At 64.6% G+C, this 16,129-nt stretch carries 12 protein-coding genes and 1 tRNA gene; 5 read left to right on the top strand and 8 right to left on the bottom strand.

Annotation, left to right across the window (positions count from 1 at the left end; translation table 11 throughout):
- Positions 1-53: 53 nt before the first annotated feature.
- Positions 54-3,692 (top strand): response regulator, encoded by a 3,639-nt coding sequence (locus tag MTBSS4_RS06595; RefSeq protein WP_254432420.1) that lies wholly within the window; start codon positions 54-56, stop codon positions 3,690-3,692.
- A 67-nt stretch (positions 3,693-3,759) separates the two neighbouring features.
- Here MTBSS4_RS06595 and ykgO read toward each other — a convergent pair whose 3' ends face one another.
- Positions 3,760-3,885 carry a type B 50S ribosomal protein L36 gene (gene ykgO, locus MTBSS4_RS06600; protein ID WP_173982607.1) on the bottom strand — a complete coding sequence of 42 codons (126 nt, stop codon included), beginning with the start codon at positions 3,883-3,885 and terminating at the stop codon, positions 3,760-3,762.
- Positions 3,886-4,077: 192 nt separating this feature from the next.
- Here ykgO and MTBSS4_RS06605 point away from each other — a divergent pair, with 192 nt between their 5' ends.
- A complete protein-coding gene (locus MTBSS4_RS06605) occupies positions 4,078-4,869 on the top strand; it encodes an N-formylglutamate amidohydrolase (protein WP_173982608.1) in 792 nt (263 codons plus the stop codon).
- A gap of 10 nt (positions 4,870-4,879) precedes the next feature.
- Here MTBSS4_RS06605 and MTBSS4_RS22600 read toward each other — a convergent pair whose 3' ends face one another.
- Entirely contained in the window at positions 4,880-5,002 is a 123-nt protein-coding gene (locus MTBSS4_RS22600; protein WP_256367402.1) for a hypothetical protein, read from the bottom strand.
- 103 nt (positions 5,003-5,105) lie between these two features.
- Here MTBSS4_RS22600 and MTBSS4_RS06610 point away from each other — a divergent pair, with 103 nt between their 5' ends.
- Complete coding sequence (locus MTBSS4_RS06610) at positions 5,106-5,369, top strand: DUF2312 domain-containing protein (protein ID WP_173982609.1); 264 nt, start codon at positions 5,106-5,108, stop codon at positions 5,367-5,369.
- Between the two features lie 63 nt (positions 5,370-5,432).
- Here MTBSS4_RS06610 and sseA read toward each other — a convergent pair whose 3' ends face one another.
- Positions 5,433-6,290 carry a 3-mercaptopyruvate sulfurtransferase gene (sseA, locus tag MTBSS4_RS06615; protein WP_173982610.1) on the bottom strand — a complete coding sequence of 286 codons (858 nt, stop codon included), beginning with the start codon at positions 6,288-6,290 and terminating at the stop codon, positions 5,433-5,435.
- A gap of 44 nt (positions 6,291-6,334) precedes the next feature.
- Entirely contained in the window at positions 6,335-7,339 is a 1,005-nt protein-coding gene (locus MTBSS4_RS06620) for a cysteine synthase A (protein ID WP_173982611.1), read from the bottom strand.
- A 211-nt stretch (positions 7,340-7,550) separates the two neighbouring features.
- Here MTBSS4_RS06620 and MTBSS4_RS06625 point away from each other — a divergent pair, with 211 nt between their 5' ends.
- Complete coding sequence (locus tag MTBSS4_RS06625) at positions 7,551-9,179, top strand: AMP-binding protein (protein ID WP_173982612.1); 1,629 nt, start codon at positions 7,551-7,553, stop codon at positions 9,177-9,179.
- Positions 9,180-9,194: 15 nt separating this feature from the next.
- Here the strand turns inward: MTBSS4_RS06625 and MTBSS4_RS06630 are convergent, their stop codons facing one another.
- On the bottom strand, positions 9,195-9,467 hold the full coding sequence (locus tag MTBSS4_RS06630) for a hypothetical protein (RefSeq protein WP_254432421.1): 273 nt from the start codon (positions 9,465-9,467) through the stop codon (positions 9,195-9,197).
- Between the two features lie 201 nt (positions 9,468-9,668).
- Between MTBSS4_RS06630 and MTBSS4_RS06635 the strand changes: the two genes are divergently transcribed.
- Positions 9,669-9,761: transfer RNA gene (locus MTBSS4_RS06635), tRNA-Ser, on the top strand.
- A 291-nt stretch (positions 9,762-10,052) separates the two neighbouring features.
- On the opposite strand, the gene MTBSS4_RS06640 is transcribed toward MTBSS4_RS06635, so the two are convergent.
- Genes MTBSS4_RS06640 through MTBSS4_RS06650 form a run of 3 tightly spaced genes read right to left on the bottom strand, consistent with a single transcriptional unit; the run spans position 10,053 to position 16,099 of the window.
- A complete protein-coding gene (locus MTBSS4_RS06640) occupies positions 10,053-14,300 on the bottom strand; it encodes an NACHT domain-containing NTPase (protein ID WP_173982614.1) in 4,248 nt (1,415 codons plus the stop codon).
- Between the two features lie 54 nt (positions 14,301-14,354).
- Positions 14,355-14,762, bottom strand: coding sequence for a hypothetical protein (locus MTBSS4_RS06645; protein WP_173982615.1), 408 nt, complete (start codon positions 14,760-14,762; stop codon positions 14,355-14,357).
- Positions 14,759-16,099: a recombinase family protein gene (locus MTBSS4_RS06650; protein ID WP_173982616.1), complete on the bottom strand. Its 1,341-nt coding sequence runs from the start codon at positions 16,097-16,099 to the stop codon at positions 14,759-14,761. The genes MTBSS4_RS06645 and MTBSS4_RS06650 overlap by 4 nt, the downstream gene beginning before the upstream one ends.
- Positions 16,100-16,129 lie beyond the last annotated feature (30 nt).

Below are 16,129 nucleotides of genomic sequence, written 5' to 3' on the forward strand. Positions count from 1 at the left end.
CCGTTCTTCTAAGGACGGACGGGATGGTGGAATTCGCCGGATTTCGATGACGGATGCCACCGTTGTGGGCGGTGGCGGCCTGGGGCATTATGGACGCCATGGTGGCGACGGACGGGGGATCGCGCGTGGATGGCGCCGCGGCTGTGACGGGCAAGGCGGAACGCTGGCGTTTCGGCATCCGCGCCAAGCTGGCGGTGGCGGTGGGAACCGTGGCCGGCATGATCATGATCGCCGGCCTGCTGACCTGGTTCAGCTATTCCGAGATCGAGCGGCTGCTGGCGGCGGTGACGCGCACCAACCTGCCCAGCGTGTCCAACGCCCTGCGGCTGTCCGAGGCGACCGCCCGGCTGGCGGCGGCGGCCCCCGCCCTGGACGGCTCGCAATCGCAGTTCCAGCGCCAGAGCAATTTTGTCGCCCTGCAACAGCAGACCGAGCGGCTGCTGGTCTTGATCGACCAGCTGGCGGGAACGTCAACAGATACCGGCCGGGTCGAGGAATTGCGCTCGATGATCGCCGCCTTCGCCGACAACGTCATCGACCGCAACATCCTGGTGGACAAGCGCCTGCAATTGGTTGAGCGCGGCCGGCTGCTGGCCGAGACCATCGTTTCCCTGGATATGGAGGTCCAGCGTTCGCTGGACAGCCTGGCCTATGACCAGACCCTGGCGGTGGTGATGCTGGCCTCCAACTACCTGCGCGAGGCGGTGGTGGCCTCCAACCTGGAGAAGGTCGGCGAGCTGCGTAGCGCCTACGAGGAACAGATCCGTCGCCTGCCGCTGCTGCTGGAAGGCGCCGGGGAAGGCCCCCAGGCCGAGCGGGCGCACGAACTGACCCGGCGGGTGGCGGCGCTGGGAACCGGTCCCGAGAACGTGTTCGAGCTGCGTACCCTCCAGATGCTGACCATCGCCCGTCTGGCGGCGGCCAATGACGAAGGCCGCGATCTGGTGGCCCGCACCTCGTCCGCGGTGGGGCGGCTGGTTTCGGCGGCCGAGACCGACGCGGCCTTGAACGAGCGCCGGACCGAGGCCGCCATTTCCAACGGCCGCAACACCCTGCTGGTGGTGGCGATGCTGACCTTTTTCGGTCCGCTGCTGTTCGTCTGGCTGTATCTGGGGCGTTCCCTGGTGTCGCGGCTGGCCGGGCTGGCCGGGGCCATGCACAGCATCGTCGGGGGCGATTTCCAGGCGGCCATTCCGGTCGGCGCCGGCAACGACGAGATCGCCGACATGGCCGGCGAACTGGTGGTGTTCCGCGACGCCATGGCCAAGGGGCAGGAATCGACCCGCGCCCTGGTGGAAAGCGAAAAACGCCTGCGCCGCATCCTGGAGACCTCGCCACTGGCCCTGGCCATTTCGCGGGTGTCGGATCACGCCATTATCTCGATCAATCCGCGCTGGTCCGAGCTGTACCGGATTTCCCAGGACGACGCCGTCGGCGCCACCGTGATCTCGTGTTATCCCAATCCGGCCGACCGCCACCGGCTGGTGCGGCTGGTGCGCGCCAACGGCTTCGTCACCGGCTTCGAATGCCGGCTGAAGGCCAGCGACGGCCATGAATTCTGGGGCATGCTGTCGGCGGCCGAGATCGAGATGGACGGCGAGCCGGCGGTGATCGTCTCGTCCACCGACATCACCCGCCACAAGGAGGAGGAGGCGGCGCTGGCCGAGGCCAAGAAGATGGCCGAGGACGCCAATCAGGCCAAGTCGCTGTTCCTCGCCACCATGAGCCATGAAATCCGCACCCCCATGAACGGCGTGCTGACCATGGCGCATCTGCTCGAAGACATGCCCATGCCGGCGGAACAGCGGGAAATGGCCCGGGTGATCCGCGATTCCGCCACCTCCTTGCTGGCCATCATCAACGATATCCTGGACTTCTCCAAGATCGAGGCCGGCAAGCTGGAACTGGAAACCGTCGAGATGTCGGTGGTGGATCTGGTGGAGGGCGTGGCCGACCTGCTGACGTTGCGCGCCCAGGAAAAGGGTATCGGCCTCATCACCTATGTCGACCCCGATCTGGCCGACCGGGTGATCGGCGATCCGGTGCGTCTGCGCCAGATCGTCACCAATCTGGCCGGCAACGCCATCAAGTTCACCGACAAGGGCTATGTGCGGATCAGCGTCAAGGCCGAGGACCCGCGTGTCCGTCCCCTCCGCCTGCGCTTTTCCGTCAGCGACACCGGAATCGGCCTCAGCCAGGACCAGCAGGCCCGGCTGTTCGAGCCGTTCATGCAAGCCGACATCACCATATCGCGCCGTTTCGGCGGAACCGGCCTGGGGTTGTCCATCTGCCGCCGGCTGGTGGCCATGATGGGGGGCGATATCGGCGTCTCCAGCAATGTGGGGGCGGGATCGACCTTCTGGTTCTCGTTGCCGTTCGACGCGGCCGGAGAAGGGACGGATTCCACCGGTCCGGATCTGGCCGGAATCGCCGTGCTGGTCCTGGCCGAAGGCCCGGTGGCGGCGGAATGCATCCGTCAGTATCTCGGCCATCTCGGCGCCCAGGTGGCGGTGGTGGCCTCCACCGAGGGGGCACAGGCGGCGGTGCGGGCGGCGGCGCTGGCCGGTTGGGCCTATGACGTGGTGCTGCTGGATTGCGGGTCCGACTACCGCATGCGGCTTTCCCTGGCCGACGCCTTGATGGTGTCGGGCGATGTCGGCCAGTCCATGCGGGTGGTGATGATCTCCTCGCACGACATCCACGCCACCGTGGCGGCCGAGGCCGGGCAATCCGGGCTGTTCGGTGTGCTGCCGAAGCCGGTGCGGCGGCGCAATCTGTGGCGGCTGGTGGCCGCCGCCGCCGGGCGTGGAGCCGTCGAGGACCCGGAAAGCGGGCCGGTCGGGCTGGAGGAGGCGTGGCTGCCCCCCTCGGTGGCCGATGCCGCCGCCGCCGGCACCCTGATCCTGGTGGCCGAGGACAATCCCACCAACCGGGTGGTGATCCGCCACCTGATGGACCGGCTGGGCTATGCCATCGAGATCGCCGCCAACGGTGCCGAGGCCTGGGAACGGATGCAGATCCGGGATTACGGCCTGCTGCTGACCGATTGCCACATGCCCGAGATGGATGGCTACGAACTGACCCAGCGGGTGCGGGAATGGGAAGCCGGAACCGGCGATCACATCCCCATCGTCGCCCTGACCGCCGACGCCTTGTCCGGCACCGCCCGGCGCTGCCAGGATTGCGGCATGGACGCCTTTCTGGCCAAGCCCATCGACATGGCCCAACTGGACGGCACCATCCGTCGCCTGTTGCCCAAGGCGGTCCCGTTGCGCCGCAACCGCCTGCTGGCCGAGGCCGCCACCGGCATGGCCGCCCCCGAGGTCGCGGCCGATCCGCAGGCGTCCAGACCCGCGGCCGGCCGGCCGGTTCTCGATCTTGGCCCCATGCGCATGATCTTCGGTGAGATCGGTGGCGAGGTGCGCGATCTGCTGGCGATGTTCGTCGACACCACGTCACCGCTGGTGGACGAATTGGCGGCGGCCATCGGCAACGGGGATTGCCTGACCGCCCGCGAGGCGGCCCATTCCGCCAAGGGCGCGGGCAACAGCGCCGGCGCCTTCCGTTTCGCCGATCTGTGCGCCGAGATGGAGATCGCTTGCGCCGGGGGCGACTTGGCCGCCGCCGCTTGCCTGCTGGGGCCGGTACGCAATGCCTTCGCCGAGACCGCCGACGCCGTGGCGGCGGTGTGAGCGCAAATGAAAACCGCGCCCGGACGGGGCGCGGCTTGCTTTGATCACTGCCGAGGAAAGTGCAGGATCAGCCCTGGCGGGCCTTGTAGCGTGGGTTGCTCTTATTGATGACGTAGACCCGGCCCTTGCGACGAACGATACGGCAGTTCTTGTCGCGCAGCTTGGCCGACTTCAGCGAGTTGCGAATCTTCATGGTCCGACTTCCTAAAGCGTATTGGTCGCCCAAAAACAGCGTCGCCCCAAAAAAACAGCATCATTGGGGTGCACGACCGGAGGCCGGGAAAATACGGAAAGCGGGGGGGGCTGTCAACTGTCGCCAGGATCATTTCGGTATTTTTCTTCAAGCCCTCTCGAATCCAGCCGCTACCCGCCTTATAGTGCGCCGATGTTGACGTTTCTGCCTCGGTCCTCCCTCGCCGACGCCCCGTTCGAGGTGGTGGAGGGACGCCCCGATTCCCGCGTGCTTGTGGTGTGCGACCATGCCTCGCCGGCGATCCCGGCCGAACTGGGCGATCTTGGCCTTGGTCCGGCCGAGCGGTCGAGCCATGTGGCCTGGGACATCGGCGCCGCCGAGGTGGCGCGGGAACTGGCCGGCCTGCTCGGCTGTCCGGCGGTGCTGACCGGGGTCAGCCGCCTGGTCATCGACTGCAACCGCCAGCCTGGGGACCCATCCTCCATTCCTGCCCGTTCATGCGGCGTGGCGGTGCCGGGCAACGCCGCCGTCGGCGAGGCCGAGGCCCATGGCCGGGCCGGGCGCTGGTTCTGGCCCTATCATACCGAGATCGGCAACCGCATCGCGCATCTGTGGCGGCACGGCCCGGCGCCGGCGGTGGTGGCGATCCACAGCTTTACCCCCCGCATGGGCGAGGCCCCGCCACGGCCCTGGCATGTCGGCGTGCTGTGGAACCGCGATCCCCGCATGGCCGCGCCGGTGCTGGCGGCGCTGGCGGCGCGGGGCGATCTGGTCGTCGGCGACAACCAGCCCTATTCCGGACGCGAGATCAACTACACCCTGGACACCCATGCCGGTGCCGCCGGCCTGCCCAACGTCTCGTTCGAGATCAGGCAGGACCTGGTCGGCGACGAAGCCGGCTGCCGACGCTGGGCCGCCATCCTGGCCGAGGCGCTGACGCCGGTTCTGGCCGAACCGACGCTGTATCGGGCGGAAATCTACTGAAATCGGCGGTTCATAACGGGCGGCTGAAGAACCAGCAGCGGCCGGCCCCTTCCTGGTTGTTGCCCTCGGCCGAGCAATTGCCGCAGGCGGCCAGCGTCAGGCAGATCAGGGCGGCGGCGAACGCTTGTTTCATTCCGACAGCGTAGCAGCATGACGGCCGGGGTCGCAACAGCCGCTTGAACACGTCCAACCCCTTGGCTATGGTTCGGGCAACCAGCAACCCGGGGGCCGTTTTCATGAGCGATGATCAGCAGACCAGTCAGATCGGCGGAATCGCCGCCGACGCGCTTCGTCAGTTCGTCGATCGAATCGAGCGCCTGGAACAGGAAAAAAAGCAGTTGTCCGACGACATCAAGGATGTCTATGGGCAGGCAAAGTCGCAGGGATTCGATGTGAAGATTTTGCGCAAGATTATCTCATTGCGTAAAAAGGATCGTCAGGAACGCGAGGAGGAAGAGCAAATTCTTGAACTCTATCTCGCGGCCCTTGGGGAGATCTGAACCGATTCTCCGATACTTCACCGCCGGCCCCGGAGCGATCCCTCCGGGGCCGGCGGCGCCGTCTCAGCCCCGTTCGATGGGGGTGTCGTCGCGGTTGCCCCATTCGGCCCACGAGCCGTCATAGATGGCCACGTCCCCGTGCCCCAGCAGGTCGAGGGCCAGGGCGACGGTGCAGGCGGTGACGCCCGAACCGCAGGTGACGGTCACCGGCCGCTTGAAATCGACGCCGGCGGCGTCGAAGCGGGCCTTCAACTGGTCGGCCGGCAGCATGCAGCGGGTCTTGTCGTCGATCAGGTCGGTGAACGGCAGGTTGACCGAACCGGGGATGTGGCCCAGGTGCCGGGCGGCGCGGGGCTCGGGAGCGTCGCCCTTGAAACGGGCGGCGGAACGGGCGTCGATCAGGAGCTCGCGGCCGGACTCCATGTTGCCCCGCACATGGTCGATGTCGCGCACCAGCAGGTGGTTGTAGTGGGCGATGAAGTGGCGGGTGCGGGGGACCGGCGGCAGGTCCTCGACCGGGCGGCCCTCGCGCAGCCACTTGGGGAAGCCGCCGTCCAGCACCGACACGTCGCGATGACCAAAGGTGCGGAACATCCACCACACCCGGGCGGCGGCGCTGGCGAAGCCGGTGCCGTCGTAGACGACGATCTTGTTGCCGTTGCCCAGGCCCAGCTTGCGGACCTTGCTGGAGAATTTCTCGGCCGGCGGCAGCATGTGCGGCAGCACGGTGTTGGAATCGGCGATCTCGTCGATGTCGAAGAACACGGCGCCGGGAATGTGCTCGGAATCGTATTCCTCGCGGGCGTTGCGGTTCTGTCCGGCCGAATACCAACTGGCGTCGACCACCCGGACATCGGGGGCGCTCAGGTGACTGGCCAGCCACTCGGTGCTGACGAGGGCGTCCGGATTGGCGTAGGTCATTGCGGTGGATTCCCCTCGCTTGCTCGATAAGTCAAAATTACCGCTCAGCCCAGCCATTCCGGCACCGGCAGACCGCGCTCGCGCAGAAAGTCCGGGTTGAACAGTTTGCTCTGGTAGCGGGTACCATAATCGCAGAGCACTGTCACCACCGTGTGTCCGGGGCCAAGCGCCCTGGCGACCTTGATGGCGGCCATCACGTTGATTCCGCTCGATCCGCCCAGGACAAGCCCCTCGCTTTTGACCAGGTCGAAGATCAGCGGCAACGCCTCCTCGTCGGTGACGCGCACCTGATCGTCGATGGGGGCGCCGTCCAGGTTGGCGGTGATGCGGCCCTGGCCGATGCCTTCGGTGATGGACGTGCCCTCGGCCGTCAGCTGGCCATGGGCATAGTGGTTGTAGAGCGCCGAGCCCATGGGATCGGCCAGCACCACCTTGACCTTGGGGTTGTGCTCCTTCAGGGCCATGCCGGTGCCCGCCAGGGTGCCGCCGGTTCCCACCGCGCAGGTGAAGGCGTCGATCCTGCCGCCGGTCTGGCGCCAGATTTCCTGGCCGGTGGTGGCGTGATGGCCCATGCGGTTGGCGAGATTGTCGAACTGGTTGGCCCACAGGACGCCCTTGGGCTCGGTTCCGGCCAGTTCCTTGGCCAGGGTCTCGGAATAGCGGACGTAATTGCCGGGATTGGCGTAGGGTACCGCCGGCACCAGGCGAAGGTCGGCGCCGATCAGGCGCAGCATGTCCTTCTTCTCCTGGCTTTGGGTCTCGGGCATCACGATGACGGTGCGGTAGCCGAGCGCGTTGCCGACCAGGCAGAGCCCGATGCCGGTGTTGCCCGCCGTGCCCTCGACGATGACGCCGCCCGGTTTCAGCAATCCCCTGGCCTCGGCGTCGCGCACGATGGCCAGGGCGGCGCGGTCCTTGACCGAACCGCCGGGGTTGAGGAATTCCGCCTTGCCGAGGATGTGGCACCCGGTCTCCTCCGATGCGCGTCTGAGGCGGATCAGGGGGGTGTTGCCGATGGAATCCAGGAAGCCGTCGCGAATATCCGCCATGATCGCTGTAGTATCCCGATATTTACCGATTTACTAATGTAACTCGGACGGAAGGGCGGATCAAGCCGATCACGGTGTCTTGTTGTGGCATCGGCGCAGCCCCGGTGGCAAGCTTTTGATGTCGCGATCGCCCGGGCGGCGAATCGCTTTACCTGGAATAGCTTTATATATAAAATAGTGGCGGGCAACTTTCCGACGGTGGAGGGTGGATATGGCGACCGGATTTGCAACCTCGGCCCACCTTGATGGCTTTTCCCGCGACCATCTGCCGCCGCGATCGGCGTGGCCGGTGATGGATACGGGGCTGGCGCCGCTGTCCGATTATCCGGATCGCCTCAACGCCGCGACGGAACTGCTGGACCGCATGGTGGCCGAAGGCCATGGCCACCGTCCGGCCTTTCTGTTCGAGGACGCAGTGTGGAGCTATGCCGACCTGCTGGATCGCGCCAACCGCATCGCCCGCGTCCTGGTCGAGGACATGGAGCTGGTGGCCGGCAACCGTGTCCTGCTGCACAGCCCCAATACCCCGATGCTGGTGGCGGCCTGGTTCGCGGTGCTGAAGGCGGGGGGGGTGTGCGTCGCCACCATGCCGCTGCTGCGGGCGCGCGAACTGTCGCATATCTGCGCCACCGCCCGTATCCGTCACGCCCTGTGCGACCACCGTCTGGGCGACGAGGTGGATCAGGTCCGGGCCGAAATGCCGGATCTCGCCCATGTCCTCCGCTTCTCGCCGCTGGGCGACGGCGGCCAGTCCCTGGACGCCGCCATGGCGTCCAGGCCGGGTGATTTCGCCAATGTCGACACGGCGGCCGACGATGTCGCCTTGATCGCCTTCACCTCGGGCACCACCGGCAAGGCCAAGGGAACCATGCACTTCCACCGCGACCTGATCGCGGCCTGCGACTGCTTTCCCCGGTTGCTGAACATCACCCCGGCCGACCGCTTCTGCGGTTCGCCGCCGGTGGCCTTCACCTTCGGGCTGGGGGCGCTGGTGCTGTTTCCCATGCGTCACGGCGCCTCGGTGGTGCTGGTGGAAAGCTTCACTCCCGACAAGATGCTGGCCACCGTCGCCCGCTATGGCGTCACCGGGCTGTACACCGCGCCCACCGCCTACCGCGCCATGGCCGACATCGCCGTCAATCACGACCTGTCGTCGCTGCGCCTGTGCGTCTCGGCCGGCGAGCACCTGCCGCACGCCACCTGGGACCGCTGGCATCACGTCACCGGCCTCGGCATCGTCGACGGCATCGGCGCCACCGAGATGATGCACATCTTCATCTCGGCGGCCGGCAAGGATATCCGTCCCGGTTCCACCGGCCGGCCGGTGCCGGGCTATCAGGCCTGCGTGCTGGATGACGACGGCCGGCCGCTGCCGCCCGGCTCCACCGGGCTGCTGGCGGTGCGCGGCCCGACCGGGTGCCGCTATCTCGACAATCCCGAGCGGCAGGCCGCCTATGTCCGCAACGGCTGGAACGTCACCGGCGATATCTACCGCCAGGACGAGGACGGCTATTTCTGGTTCGTCGCCCGCGCCGACGACATGATCGTTTCCGCCGGCTACAACATCTCCGGCCCCGAGGTGGAGAACGTGCTGCTGGAGCATCCGCTGGTGGCGGAATGCGCGGTGATCGGCGCTTCCGATTCCGATCGCGGCCAGGTGGTCGCCGCCTTCGTGGTGCTGCGCGACCCGGCCAAGGCCAACGCGGCGACGGTCGAGGAGTTGCAGGCCTTCGTCAAGGCCCGCATCGCGCCCTACAAGTATCCGCGCCGGGTGGAATTCCGCGAGACCCTGCCGCGCACGCAGACGGGCAAGCTGCAACGCTTCAGGCTGAAGGAGTGAAGGCGGCGGCCGGGCTCAGCGGCGGAAGGCGAAGCGGCGCTGCCGCTTGCGGCAGGCCATCGACAGGCTGATTCCCGTCAGGCCGACCGCGACCCAGGCGGGAAGGTCCAGAATGGCGGCGGTGACGCTGTCGAGCGGCGACGGTCCGGCGGCGGCGTCAGGGGCATGTCCCGCCAGCAAGGTAACCACGTCGGCAGTAAGGATGCCGGCGTATTCCGCCGGTCCAAGGGCCAGAACCGCATCGGCCGACGCCATGATGACGGCAAGCCCGATCAGCAGCCACCCCATAACCCGTCCGAAGACCATGTATCCCCCCGAGGCCTATTCCGGTTATTTAACAGATAAATACAGGATTGCGCCGAAGCGGTCTGAATTTCAACTGTTTTCGGTAATTGACATAAATTTTTGATGGGGGTTGCGCCCCCTCATCCCCTCGTGTATTTTCTCGCCCTTCCCCGGACCTGCCCGCAAGGCTCCGTCCGGTGGCGCGGAGGGGTGGCCGAGCGGTTGAAGGCGCACGCCTGGAAAGTGTGTATACGGTGTTGAGCCGTATCGAGGGTTCGAATCCCTCTCCCTCCGCCATTACTTCCAAAGAATAGATTCTCTGACGCATAGAGCCTTGGGCGAAAGCCCAAGGCTCTGCGCCGTTTTTGGCCAGTAGCTGTTGACCTTGCCAGCCAAAATCCGGCCTGCTTTTATCAAAATTCTCTTCTCTTCCGCCCGCTTTCTCCAGCAGCTGTTGACTGCGCCAGAAAGGTACGGGTTTTAAACCTGCAGGTAATTCAAAGAGCTACGGCGCCAAAAGCTGTTGACCGTTTCGCAGTTTTTGCTGACGTGGGCTGGAGTCCGGCTGCGGAACGGACGGTCAATGGCTCAGGCTAACTCAATCCCCAGGACAGCCACCCGTTCGGTCTGCCCTCGGGCATTGACCAGCCCCTGAGCCTCCTGGTCCAACCTCCGGCAGAGTGTGCGGAAATCGAGAGCAGGCTCTCCCGTCGGCTTCCAGATGCGGGTCGGCTTGAGATTGGCGAGAAGAAAGATTCCGTGTCGGGACCGATTGGTCCGCATGTACTGGCCAAGCAACTGCTTCTCCAGTGCGGCCCGCAATTCGGTGAATGACCACTTATGGGCCCATTTCCCTTCGATCGTCACCGGGTCGATCGCCGAACAAAATATTCTGATGTCGGGCTTCTTGCTGAAGGCAACTTCGACCTCGCGCGCCACCTCGTAGGCTCCGCGCCGCACGGAATCCAGTTGGCCTGCCAACCACTTCTGCAGCACGGCCTCGTCATCGTCGATCTTGAAATGGCCGCGCAATGAGAAGTCGCCCTTTTCCGCCTCGTCGATGATGTCTTCGAACCGCCCGAGGATCAGAGTGAACAGCTCATCGGCGGTGGTCGGCGCGCACTCATACTGCCGGGCAAACGTTGCCACCTGCTCGGCTGACCAGGGGGAGCCATCAGCATCCTGCTTGGCACGTTGGAAGGCTGCGTGCAGAAGTAAATCACGTGACCGAGCCAGCGTTGAATCGTCGGCCAGGGCGCACAGGGCCTCATAACCTGCACGGCCCGGTGCTTGGGTCAGGAGGCCGAAGGCGTGGGATCGGAAGCTTTGGGCGTCATCGCGGGTTCCTGGAGAGTAGGCTCCGTCGTGGCGGATATCCTCCTCGGGACGAATATGGCGATAAAGCAGGGGGATGAACCGTCGGAGAATGGTTGGGCAGCCATAGGATGGGCTGTCCAGAAGCGGGGCATGATGGCCCATGGGGTTGAGGCCTGCTGCCAACGCCATAATTGTTGCATCTGCCTGCTCTGGATGAGCGGCAAGATGGGATTCCAGAAAATCCAAGGCTGGGCCAGCATCGACCTGAAGCCAAGTGGTCAGCCAGAAATAGAGTCGGGTTTGGTCTCCAGCAACGCAGGCCGCTCGGCCGTAGCGTTCTGCAAGGCGTGCAAGAGCGGAAACATCACCTTGGCGCATCAGCGTCTCGACCACGTTGGACAAAATGCTGAAATTTTCCGGCTCCGCTATGCCGATGGCATCAAGCAGATCGGGGGCGCACAGGTTTCGGCACGAACCATCCGGCTCCCACCGTAATTTCGAGATCAGCCCACCGGGCTGAGGATGGTCGGCCGGCAAAGCAAATTCGGCCCTGATCTGGCGGGTAAAAAGATCTCTGACGACCACGGGATGCGTGGCGACAAGCTGGGGCAGCCAGGAGGGAAAGCCGTTGAGTTCATGAAGGGATAGACGGGCGGCGATATCAGCCTCTTCGGGGGAGAGGCCGGAAAAATCAAGCCCATCATCCAGATCGGCCTTCATTCCAGCAAGTGACGTGACCGAGGCATAATAAGATGTTGATAAATTCGCTTCGGGTAAGGGTGGCTGCCACTTGCGCCAGTGTAGCTTTAACCCCGAACGAACAAGCCTGGCCACCAACATTCCAAAGACCTGTGTAATTCCTTCAACGCCTCGTTCCTCGTACTGGTGAATGATCTTTCCGCTGTCATCACAGGCGGCCATCAGATTGTAAAGGAGAGGCCAATCCTCTCCTCTTCGCAACCTGTTGAATCGGCATACAACTTGCCAGCAAAGAACGCTCCGATCCCACCATGGCTGAATTCGATGGCGCAACCACCAGAGACTTGGAGGATCCAGCCTGAGACGGTGAAGCCGTCGCAACGCACGGAACCAAGCCCGGCTGACTGGATTGCTCATTTCCCGGTGATAGACATGCCACAACTCAGGGGTTACCGCCGCCATCACCATGAATTTTATTCGTATTCTTATTGGCCGAGCAGAGTTAGTCCAGAGCTGGATGGCCAGCTTAAAGGCCATGAGGCGGTCTCGCTGCTCCGGCGCACGACGTGATTCATCCAACAGCCAGGAAATATCGCGAGCATCAAGATGCCAAAGCTCCCAATAGCTTTCGATGGTTGCGATCCAAATCTGATCTTCACTGTACGCTCCCCGCCTGCGCTTCAGCCGGGCCATGGTCAGGGCTCGGCGCACGGAAGGATGGGCGGCCAGGGAATTGTGCAGGGACGAGTCTCGTCCCCTGTCGGATCGTGAGAACTCCCGAATCCTGGTCAGTCGATCAATAGCGGTGGCGACAGTAACCGGAGACATACCGGCGAGGTTACCTCGGGCAAGGGCACGATGGATTGCCGCCAGCAGCGGTTTGAACACCCAACGGAAACGGCTGGAAACATAGCTTGGGCGTTTCGCTCCCGTCACCACGACCCACGGTTCCATTCTGGACAGACTTACCAGAATGTTGATCATGGACGGAATTCGCTGGTCCGGAAGCTTCTCCGCAATCGATTCGGCCAGATAGCGCGGGAGCCAAGCAACCGAGTTCTCGGGAGCTTCGCTAACCTTATGCAGGAGCTCCGCCAATCCGTCCTCGTCGAGAATGCGCGGGTAAAGGGCCTGGCAGACATCCGCTGCCATGCGCCCCGCGACCTCCGGACCTGTCATGATCCTGATGTTCAATGCTCTCAGGCGTTTTTCGTCGCCGATAGAATCCAGGGCACGGATGGCAAACAGGCGCAAGGTGGAATTCGACAGTGGATTGCCAGCAATGACGAGGCAGCCCCTGCCACATGCCGCCAATCGACCTTCACTCACCATCAGCAACAGCATTTCCTTAACGTCATCGGAGACCGATGAATCGCGCAGCAGCCGGTTGATGGTCGGAGACAAAGCCGGATCGGCAAGACGCCCAAGCTGCTCGATATCCTCCCCTCGCCGAAACCGACACTGGTCGGCCACACGCCGAAGTAGAGCGTGGCGCTCCGCTAGGGGGATCAGACTGGGATCGCCATGCCGCAGTAGGATATCGGGATCCACTTCCATTAGCGTTTTGCGCACCCCTGGCAACCAAGCCGCCAACCAGGCGGCCACGGGAGCCAAGGAAGGCGGCACCACAGTCCGGCCATGCACTTCCCGGAACAGCAGCCGTAAAATTGCCCGCTGCGGACAATTGGCCTTGGTCAGACGCTCGAACCAGCGGGCGGCCAGATAATCCACCAGCCCGCGATGATGGAACCTGATTTTGCCGTAGGCCGCCTCGTCGAATAGGGCGCGCCCCAGCAGAGCGCGGATCTCCCCATCGCGCCAGTCCGTCAGAACAGCCTTGGCGTCCAGCGTATCGTCGACCGGGGTCGCTGAGGGTTCCGGCAAAGGAAAGGCGAAACGGCGTGACAGGATAACGGCCGCCGCCAGGGCCTCGGCACCCCGCCGGGCCTTGCCAGCACCCAAGGGATCGCCCTTCACTCGGGTCGGGTTCTCCTCGGTAAGCTTGTGGGTGACATCGTGCTCGATCAGCTCGTGCAGTACGCCCAGGCGGCCATTCTCCGTCCAATAGGCCAACAGGGTATCGATATCACGGGGGCGACGGGCAAAATCCCAGGCATAGGCTTGGTCAAGCGCCAACAGGAATGCTCCCGGGTCGCCAAGGCGAATGGAGACAAAGCGGCGAACCTGCGCAGAGTCCAGCGGAGCCAGTTGGACCACCCGCACCAGCGGAATGCGCGTCTCCTCGGACTCACCGCCTCCATTTTTGGAAGTGTCTATCGCCGGCACCGTAGTCGGTGGCCGTCCGAGCAGGCGGGCCACGGTCTCGACATCGGTAATTGGCTGCCATTCGCTGATCCGGCAAGAAATTACGACACGAGCGCGGATGAGTCCCCTGTCGCCAAGATCTCGGGCAAAAGTTCTGAGGGCACGCTCGAAAGCATAGTGGTCGGCCAGCTGGGCTTCGTCCTTGGCATCCAACAGGAAAGTCGCCTCACCTGTGCCGTCGCGCCACCGCGATAACCGGTCACTATCTGCTGGATCGATTGCGGCAGCCAGATCATGGCGGGCAAGCTCATCGACCCGAACGAAGAAGGCTGTGCGGCCATCGGCCTTGAGGCAGGCAGCCTGCGCCTCCATCTCCCAGGTTTTCCCGCTACCCGCCTCGCCCAGGAGGACGACCCGACCATGCTCCAGTAAATCGGGCCAGCGGCTAATGCCGCCGCGACCGCCCAAATAACTGAGAATGGCAGCCTTTTCTGAATCGGATTCCTGATCGTAATCGAGGAAGTGGCGGTCAAGATCGATATGGCTGGGGCGCATGACCTCAAGTATGCCGCTGAGGCAGCAATTCGCCAATAGCGGGAGAGGATTTTGCTATCCCTTTTCGCGGATACCCATCATCTCCCGCTGGCGGTCCCACTCCACCGGCATGTCGTCCATCAGGTCGGCCAATTGTAAGATGCGGGGCTGGCGGCCGTCGAGGATGGCCTCGACGATGTCCGGGGCCAGCAGGGTCAGGCGGTAAATGCGGGTCAGATAGGACGGGCTGATCCTCTCGGCCTCGGCCAGTTCGTTGAGCGACCGCACCTGTCCGGATTCCAGCATGCGTTTCCAGCGGTGGGCGCGGGCCAGCGCCTTCAGCAGCGTATCGTCGGGGGTAGGTTTGGCGCGCACCGGCACGCCCTCGCCCTCGGGCACGATCACCAGCTTGCGTCCACCATGGCGGCGGAGGGTCAACGGCACGCGGATGGTGAAAGTGTCGATGCTGACGTCGGTGGTCATGCCGCGCTCCTGTCACCGGTTTGGGCGGTGATGTCGGCGACGACGCTGGCCAGTCCCTCGGCACGGAGGCGGATTTCGGCGCCGTCGGGGGCGATGGCCACTTTCTCGACCAGAAGCTGGAGGATACGGGCCTGCTCGGCGGGGAACAATTCGTCCCAGAGTGCCTCGAAGCGGTCGAGGGCGGCGTGCAGATCGGCCGGCACCATGGACGGGGCCATCCGTTCGGCTCGCGCCCGGATCTCGGGGGCGCGCAGCAGGGCGCGGACCTGTCCGATCACCGCCGCCTCGATCTCACCGGCGGCGATGCTGCGCACCGGGCAGGACTCGTGGCCGGAATTGATCGCCTTCATACAGGTATAGTAGCGGTAGAGGCGGCCTTTCTTGCGGGTCGAACTCGGCGTCATGGCCCGACCGCAATGGGCGCAGTGGATCAGCCCCTTCAGCGGCGCAGGGGTCGAGGACCGCACCGCATTGGCCCGCTTCCTGGGGGCGTTGTCGGTCTTGACCGCCACCACCTTGTCCCAGATGGCGCGGTCGATGATGGCGGGATGCTCGCCGGCATGGGCCTCGCCCTTGTGGACGGCCTCGCCGAGATAGACCCGGTTGTCGAGCAGCTTGTAGAGGAAGTTCTTGGTGAAGGGCGCGCCGTCGCGGATCTTGCCGTCCTGGGTGGTCCAGGACTTGGTGTGGTGGCCGGCGGCATTCAGTTCCTTCACCAGCAGGGTGGCGGAGCCGAGTTTGAGGAAGCGGTCGAAGATGTGGCGGACCAAATCGGCCTCGGGCGGGTTGACCACCAGCTTGCGGGCCACCACGTCGTAGCCCAAGGGCGGCACGCCACCCATCCACATGCCCTTGCGGCGCGAGGCGGCGAATTTGTCGCGGATGCGCTCGCCGATCACTTCCCGCTCGAATTGGGCAAAGCTGAGCAGGATGTTGAGCGTCAACCGCCCCATGGAGGTGGTGGTGTTGAACGACTGGGTCACTGATACGAAGGTGACGGCGTTGCGGTCGAACACCTCGACCAGCTTGGAGAAATCCATCAGCGAGCGGCTGAGGCGGTCGATCTTGTAGACCACCACCACGTCGATCAGCCCGGACTCGATGTCGGCCAGCAGGCGTTTCAGGGCCGGGCGGTCCAGATTGCCGCCGGAGAAGCCGCCATCGTCGTAGTGGTCAGGCACCGGCACCCAGCCCTCGGCCCGCTGGCTGGCGATATAGGCCTCGCAGGATTCCCGCTGGGCGTCGAGGCTGTTGAATTCCATCTCCAGGCCCTCTTCCGAGGACTTGCGGGTATAGATGGCGCAGCGGGTCTTCCGCATGGGCTTGGGCGGGATCATCGGACGGCCTCCAGCTTGCCATGCTTGCGC

The sequence above is a fragment of the Magnetospirillum sp. SS-4 genome (assembly GCF_902729425.1).
GTDB lineage: Bacteria > Pseudomonadota > Alphaproteobacteria > Rhodospirillales > Magnetospirillaceae > Phaeospirillum.

Excerpts from the sequence above, each read along its gene's own strand:
- MTBSS4_RS22600 (WP_256367402.1), bottom strand. The coding sequence starts at position 5,002 with ATGAAACAAGCGTTCGCCGCCGCCCTGATCTGCCTGACGCTGGCCGCC.
- MTBSS4_RS06625 (WP_173982612.1), top strand. The coding sequence starts at position 7,551 with ATGGCGACCGGATTTGCAACCTCGGCCCACCTTGATGGCTTTTCCCGC.
- MTBSS4_RS06650 (WP_173982616.1), bottom strand. The coding sequence starts at position 16,099 with ATGATCCCGCCCAAGCCCATGCGGAAGACCCGCTGCGCCATCTATACC.
- ykgO (WP_173982607.1), bottom strand. The coding sequence starts at position 3,885 with ATGAAGATTCGCAACTCGCTGAAGTCGGCCAAGCTGCGCGACAAGAAC.
- sseA (WP_173982610.1), bottom strand. The coding sequence starts at position 6,290 with ATGACCTACGCCAATCCGGACGCCCTCGTCAGCACCGAGTGGCTGGCC.
- MTBSS4_RS06605 (WP_173982608.1), top strand. The coding sequence starts at position 4,078 with ATGTTGACGTTTCTGCCTCGGTCCTCCCTCGCCGACGCCCCGTTCGAG.
- MTBSS4_RS06640 (WP_173982614.1), bottom strand. The coding sequence starts at position 14,300 with ATGCGCCCCAGCCATATCGATCTTGACCGCCACTTCCTCGATTACGAT.
- MTBSS4_RS06610 (WP_173982609.1), top strand. The coding sequence starts at position 5,106 with ATGAGCGATGATCAGCAGACCAGTCAGATCGGCGGAATCGCCGCCGAC.
- MTBSS4_RS06620 (WP_173982611.1), bottom strand. The coding sequence starts at position 7,339 with ATGGCGGATATTCGCGACGGCTTCCTGGATTCCATCGGCAACACCCCC.
- MTBSS4_RS06630 (WP_254432421.1), bottom strand. The coding sequence starts at position 9,467 with ATGGGGTGGCTGCTGATCGGGCTTGCCGTCATCATGGCGTCGGCCGAT.
- MTBSS4_RS06595 (WP_254432420.1), top strand. The coding sequence starts at position 54 with ATGCCACCGTTGTGGGCGGTGGCGGCCTGGGGCATTATGGACGCCATG.
- MTBSS4_RS06645 (WP_173982615.1), bottom strand. The coding sequence starts at position 14,762 with ATGACCACCGACGTCAGCATCGACACTTTCACCATCCGCGTGCCGTTG.